This window comes from Methanosarcina siciliae T4/M (assembly GCF_000970085.1).
Lineage (GTDB): Archaea > Halobacteriota > Methanosarcinia > Methanosarcinales > Methanosarcinaceae > Methanosarcina > Methanosarcina siciliae.
In genome coordinates this window covers 4,020,239-4,036,662 of record NZ_CP009506.1, presented here as the reverse complement: position 1 = coordinate 4,036,662, position 16,424 = coordinate 4,020,239, and the positions used below count along the sequence as shown (strand labels likewise).

10 protein-coding genes, 1 tRNA gene and 1 pseudogene are annotated in these 16,424 nt (G+C 42.7%); 9 read left to right on the top strand and 3 right to left on the bottom strand.

What is annotated here, in order from left to right; translation table 11 throughout:
• Positions 1 to 231 precede the first annotated feature (231 nt).
• Both MSSIT_RS16890 and MSSIT_RS16885 read left to right on the top strand, forming a co-directional pair.
• Entirely contained in the window at positions 232 to 1,317 is a 1,086-nt protein-coding gene (locus tag MSSIT_RS16890; RefSeq protein WP_048173687.1) for a M42 family metallopeptidase, read from the top strand.
• Positions 1,318 to 1,898: 581 nt separating this feature from the next.
• On the top strand, positions 1,899 to 3,074 hold the full coding sequence (locus tag MSSIT_RS16885; protein ID WP_197080294.1) for a lipid II:glycine glycyltransferase FemX: 1,176 nt from the start codon (positions 1,899 to 1,901) through the stop codon (positions 3,072 to 3,074).
• 235 nt (positions 3,075 to 3,309) lie between these two features.
• Here the strand turns inward: MSSIT_RS16885 and MSSIT_RS16880 are convergent.
• Positions 3,310 to 4,879 (bottom strand): annotated as a pseudogene (locus tag MSSIT_RS16880) (IS1634 family transposase).
• Between the two features lie 501 nt (positions 4,880 to 5,380).
• On the opposite strand from MSSIT_RS16880, the gene MSSIT_RS16875 reads away from it, so the two are divergent.
• The 7 genes from MSSIT_RS16875 to MSSIT_RS16845 all read left to right on the top strand — a co-directional run bounded on the left by MSSIT_RS16875 (position 5,381) and on the right by MSSIT_RS16845 (position 13,545).
• A complete protein-coding gene (locus MSSIT_RS16875) occupies positions 5,381 to 6,871 on the top strand; it encodes a (R)-citramalate synthase (protein ID WP_197080379.1) in 1,491 nt (496 codons plus the stop codon).
• A gap of 287 nt (positions 6,872 to 7,158) precedes the next feature.
• Entirely contained in the window at positions 7,159 to 8,853 is a 1,695-nt protein-coding gene (locus MSSIT_RS16870; RefSeq protein ID WP_048173684.1) for an acetolactate synthase large subunit, read from the top strand.
• Entirely contained in the window at positions 8,853 to 9,338 is a 486-nt protein-coding gene (ilvN, locus tag MSSIT_RS16865) for an acetolactate synthase small subunit (RefSeq protein ID WP_048173683.1), read from the top strand. The genes MSSIT_RS16870 and ilvN overlap by 1 nt, the downstream gene beginning before the upstream one ends.
• Positions 9,339 to 9,639: 301 nt before the next feature.
• A complete protein-coding gene (gene ilvC, locus MSSIT_RS16860) occupies positions 9,640 to 10,647 on the top strand; it encodes a ketol-acid reductoisomerase (RefSeq protein ID WP_048173682.1) in 1,008 nt (335 codons plus the stop codon).
• Between the two features lie 414 nt (positions 10,648 to 11,061).
• Positions 11,062 to 11,604, top strand: coding sequence for a nitroreductase family protein (locus tag MSSIT_RS16855; protein WP_048173681.1), 543 nt, complete (start codon positions 11,062 to 11,064; stop codon positions 11,602 to 11,604).
• Positions 11,605 to 11,832: 228 nt separating this feature from the next.
• Positions 11,833 to 11,904: transfer RNA gene (locus MSSIT_RS16850), tRNA-Arg, on the top strand.
• 774 nt (positions 11,905 to 12,678) lie between these two features.
• Positions 12,679 to 13,545 carry a hypothetical protein gene (locus MSSIT_RS16845; RefSeq protein ID WP_231589949.1) on the top strand — a complete coding sequence of 289 codons (867 nt, stop codon included), beginning with the start codon at positions 12,679 to 12,681 and terminating at the stop codon, positions 13,543 to 13,545.
• Between the two features lie 122 nt (positions 13,546 to 13,667).
• Here the strand turns inward: MSSIT_RS16845 and gltA are convergent, their stop codons facing one another.
• Positions 13,668 to 15,077 (bottom strand): NADPH-dependent glutamate synthase, encoded by a 1,410-nt coding sequence (gltA, locus tag MSSIT_RS16840; protein WP_048173679.1) that lies wholly within the window; start codon positions 15,075 to 15,077, stop codon positions 13,668 to 13,670.
• 18 nt (positions 15,078 to 15,095) lie between these two features.
• Complete coding sequence (locus MSSIT_RS16835) at positions 15,096 to 15,941, bottom strand: sulfide/dihydroorotate dehydrogenase-like FAD/NAD-binding protein (RefSeq protein WP_048175011.1); 846 nt, start codon at positions 15,939 to 15,941, stop codon at positions 15,096 to 15,098.
• Between the last annotated feature and the right edge of the window lie 483 nt (positions 15,942 to 16,424).

Genomic DNA, 16,424 nt, shown 5'->3' with positions numbered 1-16,424 from the left:
GTAGATAAAAAGCCGCTGCCAAAAACTTAAACAATAAGTTCAACTCTAATTAACATATCTACACAATCAAATTAATATCTAAAAGATGGGGAAGGCATATTACGGGTACAGGTTCATTATTGGTAGAGCATGTTTGATGCTTATTGTGTTCATCCAGACTTATACTCAGATTAACCAGTGTTCAGATTGACTAAGATTCAGATTAAACCAGGATTCAGGAGATTTTCTTATATGGCAGAAGATATGGAAAAAAGCGCAAACCTTGATGAAATAAAATCCCTTCTCGAAGTGTTCACAAATGCCCATGGGATTTCCGGCTTTGAAGATGAAGTCAGGAAGCTGCTCGAAAAAGAGCTCGAACCCTATGTTGACAGTATGCGGACAGATACCATGGGGAACCTTATTGCTGCTAAAGAAGGAAAAGGACCCTCTGTAATGCTGGCTGCCCATATGGACGAAATAGGGCTGATGGTCAGGTATATTGATGAGAACGGGTTTCTGCGCTTTGTCGGGATAGGGGGCTGGTTTGGCCAGACTCTTCTGAACCAGAGAGTCATCGTACACGGCAAAAACGGCTCTATTTATGGAGTTATAGGTTCCAAACCTCCTCATGTGATGAAAGACGAGGACAGGAAAAAACCCGTTAAAATCGATGATATGTTTATTGACGTCGGGGCAAAGGATAGGGAAGACGCCGGGAACCTGGGAATCGAGATAGGCACTACGATTTCTATTGACCAGGAATTCGCACCCCTGGCAAACGGGAAGGTTACCTCAAAAGCTTTTGATAACCGCGCAGGAGTTGTAATTCTCATTGAGGTCATGAAACGGCTTCATGAGCGCAAAATCGGGGCAAATGTCTATGCTGTGGGCACTGTTCAGGAAGAAGTGGGGCTTAAAGGAGCAAAAACCTGTGCTTTCGGGCTCTGTCCGGATGTCGCTCTTGCCCTTGATACAACCATTCCGGGAGACCATCCGGGTATCGGCAAGACCGATTCCGCCCTTGAACTGGGAAAAGGACCCGTAGTTACTGTAGCCGACGCATCCGGAAGAGGGCTCATAGCCCACCCACATGTTCTCAAATGGCTCCGGGAAACCGCGGATGCAAACGAGGTCCCGTATCAGCTGGGTGTAGGTTCCGGCGGCACTACTGATGCTACTTCTATCCATCTTACAAAGGAAGGCATTCCTACAGGTACGGTTAGTATAGCAACTCGCTATATCCACTCCCCGGTAGAAGTTCTGGATATGACAGATATAGAAGCGTGCGTGTCCCTGATCGTAAAGGCAATAGAAAATGTAAAAACGTACTTCTAAGGTTCCCGGTTTCTCTAGATTTGCTCGTTCAAGCGGGCTATTTTCCTAGTTGAAGTGTTTGCACCAAAACAGTACCAGTGGAGTTGCATTACCAGAGCTGGTGCTGTGAAGCATTCTTTTCGTGCTCGATGTTTAGCAGAATAAGTTCCTGATTACAATTTTTTTGTGCTCTTCATATTATTTTTAACTTTTTTCATCCCGCAGATTAAAAAACTGAAAGAATAAAAAGACTCTTGCCCAAATTCCGGTTATTAATGTCAAATTAAAAATCACTGGTGTCACATCAACCATCATAGATGTAATCCATCATAGATGTAATAATTCTCTCCAAGTCTTTAGATCTAATATTGATTTTGATTAAAGGTCGGATTCTTTTTGCGAATTAATAATCGCAATAAATATATGCAAAGATCACTATATTCTGGATATGGGTGGAAAGGGATTACTCTATATACTCCGAATGAGGTATAAAAATCAAGGCAATTAATAATTGAGTTGGGTATTATTTTTTGTTAACGTATGTTGACAAATAAAAAAAGACTGGTTAATATATATAAATATAATTGGGTAATTTATTTTTAGTGATCTCTACGGATGTGGAGATAAAGGTTGAATCTGGGGGGGTTTATATCATTTGCAGGAGGGTAAAAATCGAAGATAAAGAACAATGGAATAATGTTGTTAAAGAAAGTCTTAACGGGACTTTTTATCATACTTGGGAATGGAACGATGTTATAGAAAAAGGGTTAAACTCTGAATCTTTATCCGTAGCAGTCGAAGACGAGGAAGAACATAAATTAATTGGGATCTTTCCATTTTTTATCAGAAATCTTTTTGAAGATTACAGAATTAACAAATATTTTCCAACTATTTCAAATAATTTTCAAATAGGTTGTTCTCCTCATCATAAATTATATAGTTTTGGAGGTCCCTGTGTCCTTTCCAGTGTTACCAATTGTGAAGAGATTTATAAGTTGATTTTCGATTCTATTGATTCGTATAGCAAAGACAAAAAAAACATTACTGGTCATTTGATATATCCTTATCATAATTGTCTGGATTCGGCGCTAATTCAAAATGGGTATACAAAGACAGGAATCAAAAAAACTGCTATAATAAATATAGATAAGAATCTCACTGAAATATGCAAAGGGTTCAAAAAACAATTCAGTAGAGATATAAAAAAAGCTTCAAAAAAAGGGATAATTATATACGAAAGTCAGAACTATGAGGAAGATATAGACCTTTACTATAATCAATTCCAGAAACTCTTAATCGACAGAGTTATTGAAAGAACTGGAAATTGTTATGGGAGAGTATCATACGCCTTGGTGCCATATTCGTATTTTGAAAAACTCCGTGACATCCTTTTTCCGAAAAAAATGGCAAGATTATTCTTTGCAGAATACAATGGAGTAAAAGTTGGAGCATTAATAAACTTTTACTATAAGGATACGATATATCTGGGTCACACCACGGTATTGAGAGGCAAATACAACGGTCTTAACGTTTCTAAACTCTTAATGTGGCACATCATAGTGGACGGAAAGAAAAACGGCTTCAAGAATCTTGACGTATCGGGCCTTCACCCAAATGAATCACATGGTCAATATCAGTTTAAAATGGGATTTAAGGGTCAGGTCAAAGAAATAGGGGTGTACAAGAAATCGTACAGATATAATGAGATTAAACATGCAAAAGCAATTATTTATAAACATGCAAAAGCAACTATTATTGAACTTAGAAAGCTACAGTAATCATTTTTTCAAATTTTGCTCTTTGATCTCAATACGAAAATAGTAGGCGTCAATCCAAACAGAGGGCTACCCTGTTATTAGCCTTTATATCTTAAATGCCTCGCTCAGATCTGCAAGTGCTTCTCTCGGTATCTCAATATCTTCATCTGAGTCTCTAGTTTTCGATTCTTAAGGGGGTCGCTTCTAAAGTAGCTTTTTATTATTCTAATTTGATTATAACCTTACTTCCGGCTTTTTAGGCGCATAAATTTAATTTTTCCATGATCTCTCTTTGCTTCCTTGTTAGTTCTGTAACTATTGACTCTCCATTTTCAAGCTCTATCTTTTTGATTTTTTCAAGTTCTAAGAGTAAACTCTCTACTGTATAGTCCTTGAGGATCCCCTTTTCCTTCATTATATTCAGGAGCCTCATTCTAATTATGAGTCCAATGAAACAGACAAATAAGAAGCCTTTTGTTGTCGAATCCTTCTTTGTATTGAGTGGAAGTGACTGAATGTCATTTTTCATTGTTTTGAATCCTTTTTCAACAACATCTCTTTCTCTGTATACCGTAAGGCATTCCATCCAGCCGCGTTCCCCATTGTAGAAGAGGAAAAACTTTCCCATCCTGTTTATTCTCTGCGAAACCGCATTCTTCTTGATTGTGATCTTGAAATGATCATCAATTTGTTTCCATGAATAGAAACTTGCCATATACCCTGCTCTTTCTTTGAAGACTTCTCCTGCTTTTCTCCATCCCGGAATTGCTGTTTCTTCTATTTTTTCCTTCACATCATAAATCCTTGAGTAAAATGCATTCTTCTCTTCTATTTCTCTTTTTGGATCATAGAAACAATATCCATTTATCTTGAACTCCTTTTCTTCAAGAGTCACCGGTTTTACAAATATCGGTTTCTTGTTGTACTTATGAAGGTATTCCGGACTTTCAATGTCTTTTTGTACCGAACTCATGAGCTGCTTGACACTTTTAAGTGTCATAGCAGCCGGCATAATAAACGGAACTTCTTCATGGAGCAACTCCTCAATGTTGCCTTTACTGAAAAATCCCCTGTCCATTACCAGTGTGTAATCTTCCACTCCGTAAGCTTTTATCTTCTTGATTGTGTTTTTAAGGGTTGTAACATCAACAATACTTCCAGGATAGATATCATACATCACGGGAATGCCTTTTTCTTTATCCACTATCATGGAGAGATTTATTTGAGGAAGATCTAAACCGTCTCTATTGTATCCGTATTCAAGTAAATTCATCATTTGGGAATAGCTCGAGAAACTGGTAAGGTCGTAAATTAATGTGCTTTTTGTCCCGAGATTTCTGAACATTTTACCCATAAATGTGGAAGGAATGTCGCTATCCCCTACTTTAGAAAGCAAGTTACTGATATTTTGGCTTTTCAAAGGTAACCTCAGGCCACTTAAGGGAAAGAGCAGAACTCTCATACCAGGTTTTAAGGTTATACATGGCTGTAGGACGAGCTATACGGTTGAAAACCATTGAAAGAATCATATTCCTTTCTTTTCCGTTGAACAGATCTCCAAGATACTCTCCAATCTTAAGTTCATCTGTTATCCACTGTAAGGGGAGAAGCTCACCATAGTTGTAGGCTTTCAAGGGCTTGGAAACTGGGCATATGTTTTCACTGGAGTTTAAAGCATCCCGAACTCTAACAGGTTCGCCATTAACGTTTCTTCCCAGGTATTTGGATTTATGACGAATCTGTTTCTTTTCTTTATCATAGTAGGGAATGTCTTCATACCAGTATTCAATTCCATTGATCTTCTTGATACGGCGTGTGGGCATCATATGCGCTTATAATATAAGCGCATAAATACATTTAAAACTTTCGGGTTGTGTCAAAAAAGAGGGCAAACTCATGTGCATGTGCGCATGAATTGAGCGGGTCGAAGAAATAAAATTAAGATTATGCGCTTAAAATTTGGGAACTAAGGTTATAACGGGATCCAATGCTCTTTTTTAGATTTTTATAAATGAAATTTTAATTTCATGTTTGGCCTGGCCCGAAATTCTTTTTTCGAGTGGTAAGCTTTTAAAATACATATATTGTTAACTGGAAACTAAAAATACTATGGTCTACCTATTGAAGAGAAGTTTCGGAGAGCCCGGGAGTAAATTCGGGAATATTCCCGGATAGGATGGGGTTTCTGAGATAAAATGAGATAAAATATATGTAAGGTTATAGTGAAATGAGTGCTGCAAAATAGGGTACGGTTATATAATATCAATAATATTATTTCCTCCTTGTTCTGCAAAATGATCTATTGAAATAAAAACCAAGACTGAGGGATTATATTATTCGAAAACATCCACTTTCTGGATACTACTTTGAGAGACGGTGAACAAACACCTGGCGTAGCCCTGACCAGAGAGAAGAAACTCTTAATTGCACGGGCCCTTGATGAGATGAGAGTTAATGTTATCGAGGCCGGCTCTGCAATTACTTCTGCCGGGGAAAGGGAATCAATCAAAGCCGTAGCGAATGCCGGGCTTGATGCCGAAATCTGCAGCTACTGCAGGATTGTAAAAATGGACGTTGACCATGCTCTTGAGTGCGACGTCGATTCAATCCACCTTGTAGCTCCGGTTTCGGACCTGCACATCAAAACGAAGATCAAAAAGGACCGGGATGCAGTAAGGCAGATCGCAGCCGAAGTTACCGAGTATGCCAAAGACCACGGTCTGATCGTAGAGTTGAGCGGAGAAGATGCCTCGCGTGCGGATCCGGAGTTCTTAAAAGCCATTTATTCCGACGGAATAGATGCCGGAGCTGACAGGTTATGTTTCTGCGATACTGTAGGGCTCCTGGTGCCTGAAAAGACCACTGAGATTTTCCGGGACCTGTCTTCTTCCCTGAAAGTCCCGATAAGCATTCACTGTCACAATGACTTCGGTTTAGCAACTGCAAACACGGTTGCTGCGCTTGCGGCAGGAGCAAAGCAGGCCCATGTGACAATTAATGGTTTAGGGGAAAGGGCCGGAAACGCCTCGCTTGAAGAAGTCGTAATGAGCCTGGAATGGCTCTATAAATACGACACCGGTATCAAGCACGAGCAGATATACCGGACTTCAAGGCTTGTAAGCCGGCTTACCGGAATTCCCGTGTCTCCCAACAAAGCCCTTGTAGGGGGAAATGCGTTCACTCACGAAGCAGGAATCCATGTGCACGGGCTTCTGGCTGACAAGTCAACCTATGAGCCGATGAGTCCCGAATATATCGGGCGGCAGCGCCAGATCGTACTTGGAAAGCATGCCGGAAGGAGCTCTATCACTCTTGCCTTAAAGGAAATGGGACTTGAAGCTGATGACGCCCAGACTGAAGAAATCTTCAACAGGGTCAAGCAGATGGGCGACCAGGGCAAGCATATCACCGATGCTGACCTGCAGACCATCGCGGAAACCGTGCTTGATATCTACAAAGAGCCTATTGTAAAATTAGAAGAGTTCACCATTGTATCCGGAAACCGCGTTACTCCAACCGCTTCCATAAAACTCAATGTAAAAGAAAAGGAAATCGTACAGGCTGGAATCGGAAACGGCCCTGTGGATGCTGCGATCAATGCTATCCGAAGAGCTGTAAGTTCCTGTGCTGAAGACGTAATCCTTGAAGAGTACCATGTAGACTCGATTACCGGCGGGACTGACGCTCTTGTAGAGGTAAGGGTAAAACTTTCCAAGAACGGAAAGGTAATTACTGCAAGCGGGGCAAGAACGGACATTATTATGGCCTCTGTAGAAGCCGTAATGAACGGGATGAACCGCCTTATCCGGGAAGAGTAAGTCACAAAAGGATGCGGAACTTCAAAAGTTTCTCAGGAGGACTTTTCGGTCCTCTCCTTTTTTCCTGTTTGAAGAAATTTTTGAAATATGGGATCTCTGACACTCTTTATACCCGAAGAGACCCTTATCCATATATAACATGATTGATTATGATGTATTTACTAAACCAGTAATAAAAAAATGTGAGTGTGAGAGATAAAAAAGTATTTCTTGTAAATACACACTTAACTGGAAAGGTACCCACCTGGGTACTCAGTTAAACTAAGAAATAAGTAAGGAGATAAATAATGACAACCGGGTCAACAGAAAAAGTCAACGGCGCAAAGGCTCTAATAAAGTGCCTTGAAAAGGAAGGGGTTGACACTCTCTTCGGATACCCCGGAGGGCAGATCATTCCTTTCTACAACGAACTCTATGATTCAGATCTGCGCCACATACTTGTACGCCACGAACAGGCAGCAGCTCACGCGGCGGACGGGTACGCTCGTGCTACTGGAAAGACCGGGGTCTGCGTTTCTACTTCAGGTCCCGGAGCAACCAACCTGGTAACAGGCATTGCTACCGCATATATGGACTCAGTGCCAATTGTAGCCTTAACCGGCCAGGTACCAAGGTCCCTTATCGGAAACGATGCTTTCCAGGAAGCAGATATTACCGGCATTACTATGCCAATTACCAAGCACAACTATCTCGTACAGGACCCATTAGAAATCCCGAGGATTGTAAAAGAAGCCTTCCATATTGCTTCAACCGGAAGGCCTGGCCCGGTATTAATTGACCTTCCAAAGGATGTACAGAATATAGAGATTGACTTACAATATCCTGACAAGGTAGCGCTCAGAGGCTACAAGCCCACTTACAAGGGTAATACGCAGCAAATAAAACGAGCCGCCGAAGAGATTGCAAACTCCTGTAGACCCATAATCTATGCAGGAGGAGGAGTTATAAGTTCGAACGCGAGTGCGGAGCTCGTTGAGATGGCCGAGACTCTCATGGCTCCGGTTACCACTACCCTTATGGGGATAAGCGCTATCCCGACTGAACACCCCCTCTATGTCGGAATGCTCGGAATGCACGGGTGCAAATACGCAAACTATGCAGTTCAGGAGTCCGATCTTATTATTGCTGTGGGCGCAAGGTTTGACGACCGGGTTACCGGCAAACTTGAGTCTTTTGCCCCCAACGCCAGGGTTATCCATATTGATGTTGACCCTGCCGAGATCTCCAAGAATGTAAAGGTGCATGTGCCTATTGTCGGGGACGCAAAGCAGATACTCAAGTCTCTTATCAAATATGTCCGGCGCTGCAATTCCACTGAATGGATTGAAAAGATAAAACAGTGGAAGAAGGAGTATCCTCTTGCCTACAGAGAGGTGTGTTCGGATACTATAATGCCTCAGTTTGTTGTCGAGCAGATCTCCGAAGTCTGTAAAGATGCAATCATAGTTACGGAAGTCGGGCAACATCAGATGTGGTCAGCTCAGTACTTCAAATATAGTAAACCCAGGACCTTCCTTACTTCAGGCGGGCTCGGTACAATGGGATACGGGCTTCCTGCAGCCATGGGTGCCAAGGTCGGAAAGCCGGATAAGAACGTTATCAATATCGCAGGCGATGGCTCTTTCCAGATGAACTCTCAGGAGCTTGCAACCCTGGTCCAGAACGATATCCCTGTTGTTTCCGTGATCCTGAACAACGGTTACCTGGGCATGGTCAGGCAGTGGCAGGAACTCTTCTATGACCGGAGGTATTCCCACACCTTCATCAAGGGCAGTGTTGACTTCGTAAAGCTTGCCGAAGCCTACGGTGCACTCGGACTGCGTGCGGAAAAGCCTTCCGAAGTCAGGCCTGCAATCGAAGAGGCTGTAGAGTCCGGAAGGCCTGCTGTTGTCGAAGTGATTGTTGAATGTGAAGCAAATGTCTATCCGATGGTGCCGGCAGGAGCTGCAATTAATGAGATCATCGACCTGGAGGAACACTGATGAAACACACGCTTGCAGTCCTTGTGGAAAATAAGTCAGGTGTGCTCACCAGAGTTGCCTCCCTTTTCTCAAGGCGCGGATACAATATAGACAGCCTGGCTGTGGGAGTTACCGAAGACCCTGATATTTCGAGAATAACCATTGTTGTGCATGGGGATGACCATGTGCTTGAACAGGTAACAAAGCAGCTCAACAAGCTTATAGATGTTATCAAGGTCTCGGATATCGGAAGCGATGATGCGGTTGAGCGGGAGCTTGCCCTTATCAAGGTCTCAGCGGATGTGAACACAAGGTCGGAGATTATCCAGATAGCTAATATCTTCAGGGCCAGGATAGTGGATGTTGCCCCCAAGTCCATGACCGTTGAGGTAACAGGGGACGAAAGCAAGATTCAGGCAATTGAAAAACTTCTCCGCCAGTTCGGGATCAAGGAAATGGTCAGGACAGGCAAGATTGCAATGGTGCGCGGGCCAAAGAAGGTTTAAATATTAAGGACAGGTAATGGGAGGTAGCTGCTCAATTATTTTTCACAGATTGGGGCAGCCGGAAGCCTTTTCGAATTCTAAAGGCCTTCTTAAAAACGTTCCGGGTTTCCGGTCTCCCTTTACACTCCAGAAGGCTGCCCTAACCCAGAAACAATAACTTTTCGGAAATCAGTTTAATTCTCAGGGAAACATCCATGCTTGAAATTAAGCACTTCCCTGAATAATACGGGAAATTTTCATTAAAAAATTAAGGAATATATCAGGAAAATCAATCAGTAAAATTAATCAGGAGAATTAAGGAATGGCAACGATAATTTATGATAACGAAACAACTTTTGATGCACTTCAAGATAAAACAATTGCAATAATGGGTTACGGAAGCCAGGGCCATGCGCACGCCAGAAATCTGCATGAATCCGGGCTCAATGTTGTGGTCGGGCTCAGGAAAGGCAGCTCCAGCTGGGAAAAAGCCGAGTCTGATGGTCTGAAGGTTATGTCTGTCGAAGAAGCTGCAAAAGCTGCAGACGTTATCATGATTCTCCTTCCGGACGAAAAACAGGCAGCTGTTTACTATTCTCAGATTGAACCCAATCTGGAAGCCGGTAACGCCCTTGTTTTTGCCCACGGATTCAATATCCACTACAACCAGATCGTGCCTCCGAAAGATGTTGACGTCTTCATGGTCGCTCCCAAAGGCCCCGGCCACATTGTCAGGAGAACCTACACAGAAGGCATCGGAGTGCCGGGCCTGATTGCAGTCTACCAGGACGCAACCGGAAAAGCAAGAGACCTTGCACTGGCCTACGCTAAGGGTATCGGGGCAACCAGGGCAGGAGTTTACGAGACCACTTTCCGTGAAGAAACCGAAACCGACCTTTTCGGAGAACAGGTTGACCTCTGCGGAGGGCTTTCCTCACTTATCAAGACCGCTTTTGAAGTGCTTGTGGAAGCAGGATACCAGCCTGAAATGGCCTATTTCGAAACCTGCCATGAAGTCAAGCTCATTGTTGACCTTATCTACGAAGGCGGGCTTGAGAGGATGTGGCACTCCGTTTCCAACACTGCTGAATACGGCGGCATGACCGTTGGCCCGAGAGTCATCAATGAAGAATCCCGTGAAGCCATGTACGAAGCCCTTGAAAAGATCCAGAACGGTGAGTTTGCAAAGGAATTCGTTCTTGAAGGCATGGTTAACCACCCCGTACTCAAAGCCATGGAACGCCAGGAAAAGGAACACCAGCTTGAGGTTGTCGGAAAACAGATCCGGGCAAACATTCCCTGGCTCAACAAGAAGATTGATGACGACTAAGCTTTAAGTTGCTTTTTTCAGTTTCAGGCCACCGTCCTGGTGGTCTGGTGATTTGTTTTTTCAAATTTTCTTCCAGTTTTCTCCGGTTTTTCTGATTCTTCGGGACTTTTTTCTGACCGGTGGTCTTTCACTAACTGTTTGATCTATTCTGATACCCGGAGCTAGAAACTTTCAATCTTTCTTTCCCGCGCCACTGAGGGTCTTTACCGGCCTGCCAACCAGATAAAAGTTACTCAAAGATCCGATATCGTAATTAAGAGAGACAAATATTGAATTGAAGGAATTGGCTCAGGAGTGAAAGAATTCTTTCCTTTACTACGAAAACGTTTTTCAATTATGTTTTATAACCTGATTTCAATCTTTTAACAGAAAGTTCATAAATCTGAAATTGAAAATTCAATCAGGAGAGAAAATATGCCAGTAACAGGAGAAAGCAAAGTCATTGAAACCATCATCAATAGAAGGAGTGTCCGGGAGTTTACGGACAAACTCATCAGCAAGGAAGGAATCAACACAATCCTCAATGCGGGCCGCTGGGCTCCTTCCGGTTTGAACAACCAGCCCTGGCGTTTCGCAGTTATCAGGGACCCCGAAACCATACAGAAGCTCTCGGAATGCACTAATTATTCTAAAACAGTGGCAGGAGCCCCCTTACTTATCACAGCCTTCCTTGATTCCGAAAATTCGTACAACAGGACAAAAGATATCCAGGCAATAGGGGCTTCCATCCAGAACATGCTCCTTGCCTGCTGTGAGCTCGGCCTGGGGGCAGTCTGGCTCGGAGAAATCCTGAACCAGCATGAAAAGGTTAATTCAATCCTGGGTTGCCCATCAAAGCTCGAACTTATGGCAGTGCTTGCTATAGGGGATCCCGCCCCCGGAAAAAGAACTTCTACAAGGAAAGCCCTTTCGGAACTTGTGTTTGAAGAAAAATATGGGGAGAAGTGGGAAGAGTGAGATTCTGAACTAGATACTAAAATAGCCTGAACCAAAATAGCCTGAACCCAATATAAATCCTGAAATCTTTAAATTGGCCTGCAGCAAGTTTCTTTTGATCAACTTTCTTTAAGAATATTTATAATTTGATTGAGGATTAAATTTATAAGCTATTTGGCACTATAAACAGCCAGTTAACTGATTGCATTCCTGTATGTCAGTTAACCGGGCGTAACTTTTTCACAATGAAGGTCTGTGGTGTAGAGGATATCACTGGAGCCTCCGGAGCTCCGAACCTGGGTTCGATTCCCAGCAGACCTGCTATTGAATTTTTTCCGACTAAACTTTTTAAACATTCAATATAATATTTTTTAAATAGATGCAGGTTTCAATTTTTTTTCTTTCATTTCGGGTTAATTTCCTGTATTTTTTTAAAATATATACCTATCTATGGACGAAAAATATAATAAGAAAGTGACAGTTAACTTATAAAAAAGAGAACTCTGGAAGGTTTACAGCATGGCTCACGGATTCAATCGTCGCTTCCTGCGTGTGGGAAGAAGAAAACTTTCTTTAGTACAATTAATTTTAATCGCAATATTACTGTATTTCTTTCTCAGGGTGATTTTGCCGTTTTTATGGACCTTGTTTTTGATCGTTGTTTTGGTCGTGCTTTTGAAAGTGGTTCTTGAGATCGTTTAATATTTTTAACATTCCCTCTTTTTATTTTTCCTGTTCCTATTTTTTCCTGTTTCCATTTTTTCCTGTTCCTATTTTAGTCAAATTTTTATTTGGTCACATCTTATTTTATAAACACAAATAATAAATTTATATCTTAATTAATGTTCATTTATAGAAAAACTTATAATCTTAAAGTGCAAACTCTATTTTATTTACTAGAGGAATGTTTTCAAATAAGGTGTTTTGGCTTTCAATATGTCGTGTTTTCATTGAGAGAAACACGAATCTCTGAAAGTTTATTTTCCTTTAGTATTATTGGGGGGTTGAAATCTGGACACAAGAAATAAAGCGATACTGGGAAGAAGTAGTCTTATTTTTCTGGGGCTCTTTTTGGTGATTATTTTTTCGGGATGTGTGGAGGATGAAGCTTCTGCTGCAGAAGTAGATAATAAAGTTTCTGCTGCAGAGGAATTCGATACTTCTTTTTTACTTATCAACAATGCTGAAAGCAGAATTATGTCTATAAAAGAAGACATAGAGTCTGGCACCTATACGGCTGCAAAAAAGAACCTTAAAGCCTCGAGGGCAGATTTTGAGAATGCTCAAAGAATTCTTAATGATATCTCCTCGGATTACGAAGAGGAAAACAAAGATATTCAGAATTATAAAATTTTAGCTGAAGGCGGTCTGGATAGGGTTCGCTCTCTGGAATATCTGCTTATAGCTATGGAACATTTTGATAAATCCTTAGCATATATGTATTCTGGAGAATTTAACCTGGGTAAAAAAGAACTTGACATGGTGAACGGAGCTTTAAACGAGTCGTCTACTTCATTAATTTCGGCAAAAGAAAAAATCTTCAGGATCGATCTTGATTCGGTTCCAGTAGAACAGAAGAATAGTTTTATTCTATTGAGAGCCGACCTGGAAACCAGCGGAAATATGTGCGAGGAATTTAGAGAAATGATGAGTGGAATGTACCTGTATATGGACGGATCTGAATATCTTTTCAACGGAATGAATTATGCCGACACTGAGAAATGGGGTAAAGCCGCAGATGAATTTGGGAATGCTGCTGACAAATTTTCTGAATCCCAAAAGATTCTGGAGAAATTAAAAGATTCGGAGTGCTCAGAAGTTTCTGTGGAAGCTACTGAAATGTATGGGTTCTTGACTATGGTGCAAAAAGATTTGCCTCATCTTGAAGCTGGTTGCAGATATATGGAAAATGGCCGTTATTCTCGGGCGGAAAAAGAGTTTGATATGATCTCTAGTTTTTGAGTAAACGGTTCTTCAAAAAATCACAGGTAATAGGCGAGATAAAAGAAATTAAAAGTAGTAAAAGAAGCTTTTTCAGTTTTTCTTTTATCTCATCTTTACAATTGTTCTCTTTATTTTTTGTCTCACTTTTCTTTCAAAAACGCATCAATTGCCTTTGCAGCTTTTTTACCTGCGCCCATCGCACTGATTACTGTTGCTGCACCTGTGACCACGTCTCCGCCGGCAAAGACTCCGCATTTGGATGTTGCGCCGGTTTCCTCGTCAGCAACAACAGTGCCCCGCCTGTTCTGTTCAAGGCCTTCCGAGCCTTTGAAAATGATCGGGTTCGGGGAGGTGCCTATGGCGATTATCACAACATCTGCAGGGATAAGGAACCCCGAACCTTCTACAGGGACAGGGCTTCTCCTGCCGGACTTATCGGGTTCTCCAAGTTCCATTTTTATGCATTCGACGCCTGTTATGTTGAACTTTTCGTCCCCGTGGATACGGATAGGGTTTGTAAGGAGTCTGAAAGTTATGCCTTCTTCTTTGGCGTGCTCGACTTCTTCCCGGCGGGCGGGCATCTCGTCTTCGCCGCGGCGGTAGACTATGCTTACCTCGTCGGCGCCAAGGCGGAGAGCAGAGCGGGCTGCGTCCATTGCCACGTTTCCGCCTCCCACAACAACCACATGTTTTCCGTGCCTGACTGTTGTGTCATATTCGGGGTCATACGCTTTCATGAGGTTTACGCGGGTCAGGAATTCGTTTGCGGAATATACACCGTTTAAGTTTTCGCCTTCGATTCTCATGAAGTTCGGAAGCCCCGCGCCCGTACCCAGAAAGACGGCATCGAAATCGTCACAGAGTTCGTCTAGGGTCTTGATCCTGCCAATGATATAATTGGGTTTGACATCTACCCCTAGCTTTTTGATATATTCTACTTCCTGCCTCACAATTTCTTTCGGAAGCCTGAACTCGGGGATGCCGTAACTCAGGACTCCTCCGGCTCTGTGCAGGGATTCAAAGATTGTTACTTTGTGCCCGAGCTTTGCAAGGTCTGCTGCGGCAGTAAGCCCTGCAGGACCGGAACCCACAACTGCTACCTTCTGGCCTGTCGGGGGCATGACTTCAGGGGCCTCCACACCCTTTACGAGCTCATAGTCCGCGCAGAAACGCTCAAGCCTTCCGATTGCAACGGGCTGACTCTTCTTCCCGAGAACACAGCGGGCTTCACACTGGGTTTCCTGGGGGCAGACGCGGCCGCAGATTGCAGGGAGGGCGTTTGTGGCTTTGATTTTTTCGATTGCCCCTTCAAAGTTTTCCTCGCAGATAAGTTGAATAAAGCCCGGAATGTCCACATTCACAGGGCAGCCCTCAACACACTTCGGGTCTTTGCAGGCAAGGCAGCGAGAAGCTTCGGCAAGGGCATCTTCTTTTGTGTAGCCGAGGGTTACTTCATTAAAGTTCTTCCTGCGCTCTTCTGCGGGCTGCTCTGGCATCGGGGTTCTTTCTTTCTTTGTTTTTCCCGTTTTTTCTCCTTGTACTTCTTGCATTTTTTCATCCTCTCCTTCTCAGTGCAGTCCGCACCTGCATTCCTCTTCGTACTTTTCCACAGCTTTTGCCTCTTCGCCGCGGTACATTGCAAGCCTGTTCATAAGCTGGACAAAATCAACCTTCCGGGCGTCAAATTCAGGGCCATCAACGCATGTAAACTTCGTTTCTCCGCCGACCGTAACTCTGCAGCCTCCGCACATCCCGGTTCCGTCTACCATTATGGAGTTCAGGCTGACAAGTATTTCCACATCATAGGGGGAAGCAACACCTGCTCCTACTTTCATCATGATAGGAGGTCCGATAATTACGACCCTTGCAACCTTTTCACCACTGTCCAGGATCCTTTTCATGATATCGGTTACAAACCCGTGGTGTCCTTTTGACCCGTCATCGGTTGCTATGTACAGTTCGGAACTGGCTTTTTCCATGTCGTCTTCAAGGATAAGGAGGTCTTTGTTTCGGGCACCGATTATTGAAATTACCCTGTTGCCTGCACCTGTGTAAGCCTTTGCCTGGGGGTAGATCGGAGCAACTCCCACTCCTCCTCCTACAAGAATTACTGTGCCAAGCTTTCTGATGTCGGCAGGGGTTCCGAGGGGCCCGACAAGATCTTCAAGGGAATCGCCTGCAGAAAGCTTTGCAAGCTGTTTTGTGGTTTTACCCATTTCCTGAAATATTACAGTAACCGTACCTTTCTCTTCTTCAAAATCCGCAATTGTAAGAGGAACTCTTTCCCCCCTTTCATCAATCCTGAGGATTATGAACTGTCCGGCTTTTGCAGCCTTTGCCACGTCAGGGGCGTCTATTACCATTCTGTGCACCGATGGGGCAATTTCTTCCTTTTCCAGTATTCTATATGCCATGAGATCACATTTTCCTGAGTAAAAGCATATCTTCTGAACAAATGATAGGATAAATTTAAGTGTAATGAGTTTTTTGCGGGGTCCTGTCCTTTTACCTTTCCGCACGGACGTTCTCCTTATAATGATTAATGGGATATATATTCTCCCAAATAATTTTAATTACACCACCTGTTTTGTTCCATCTTTTTAGTGAATTTGTAAGAATTTATAAACATCTGTTTTTTGACAACTTGTTTGAAAATAATCAACATCTTTTTCAGGTTCTTTTGTCCTTTTTACAAAAATTTAATAAATCTGTGAGGTGTAATAAAATTAGGGGCAAATTTCCCAAATCCATTTTATCCGGGAATAGTAAAAAAGGAGGAATGAAGAGAAGAAGAGGTAAGGGGTTTGAAATAGAGCCATCCGTTTTAAAGGCAAATAACTAATTATTAATCAGGAGGTTGTTTGTTCGCCGCGATGGAATCTGATAATCTGTCTTAA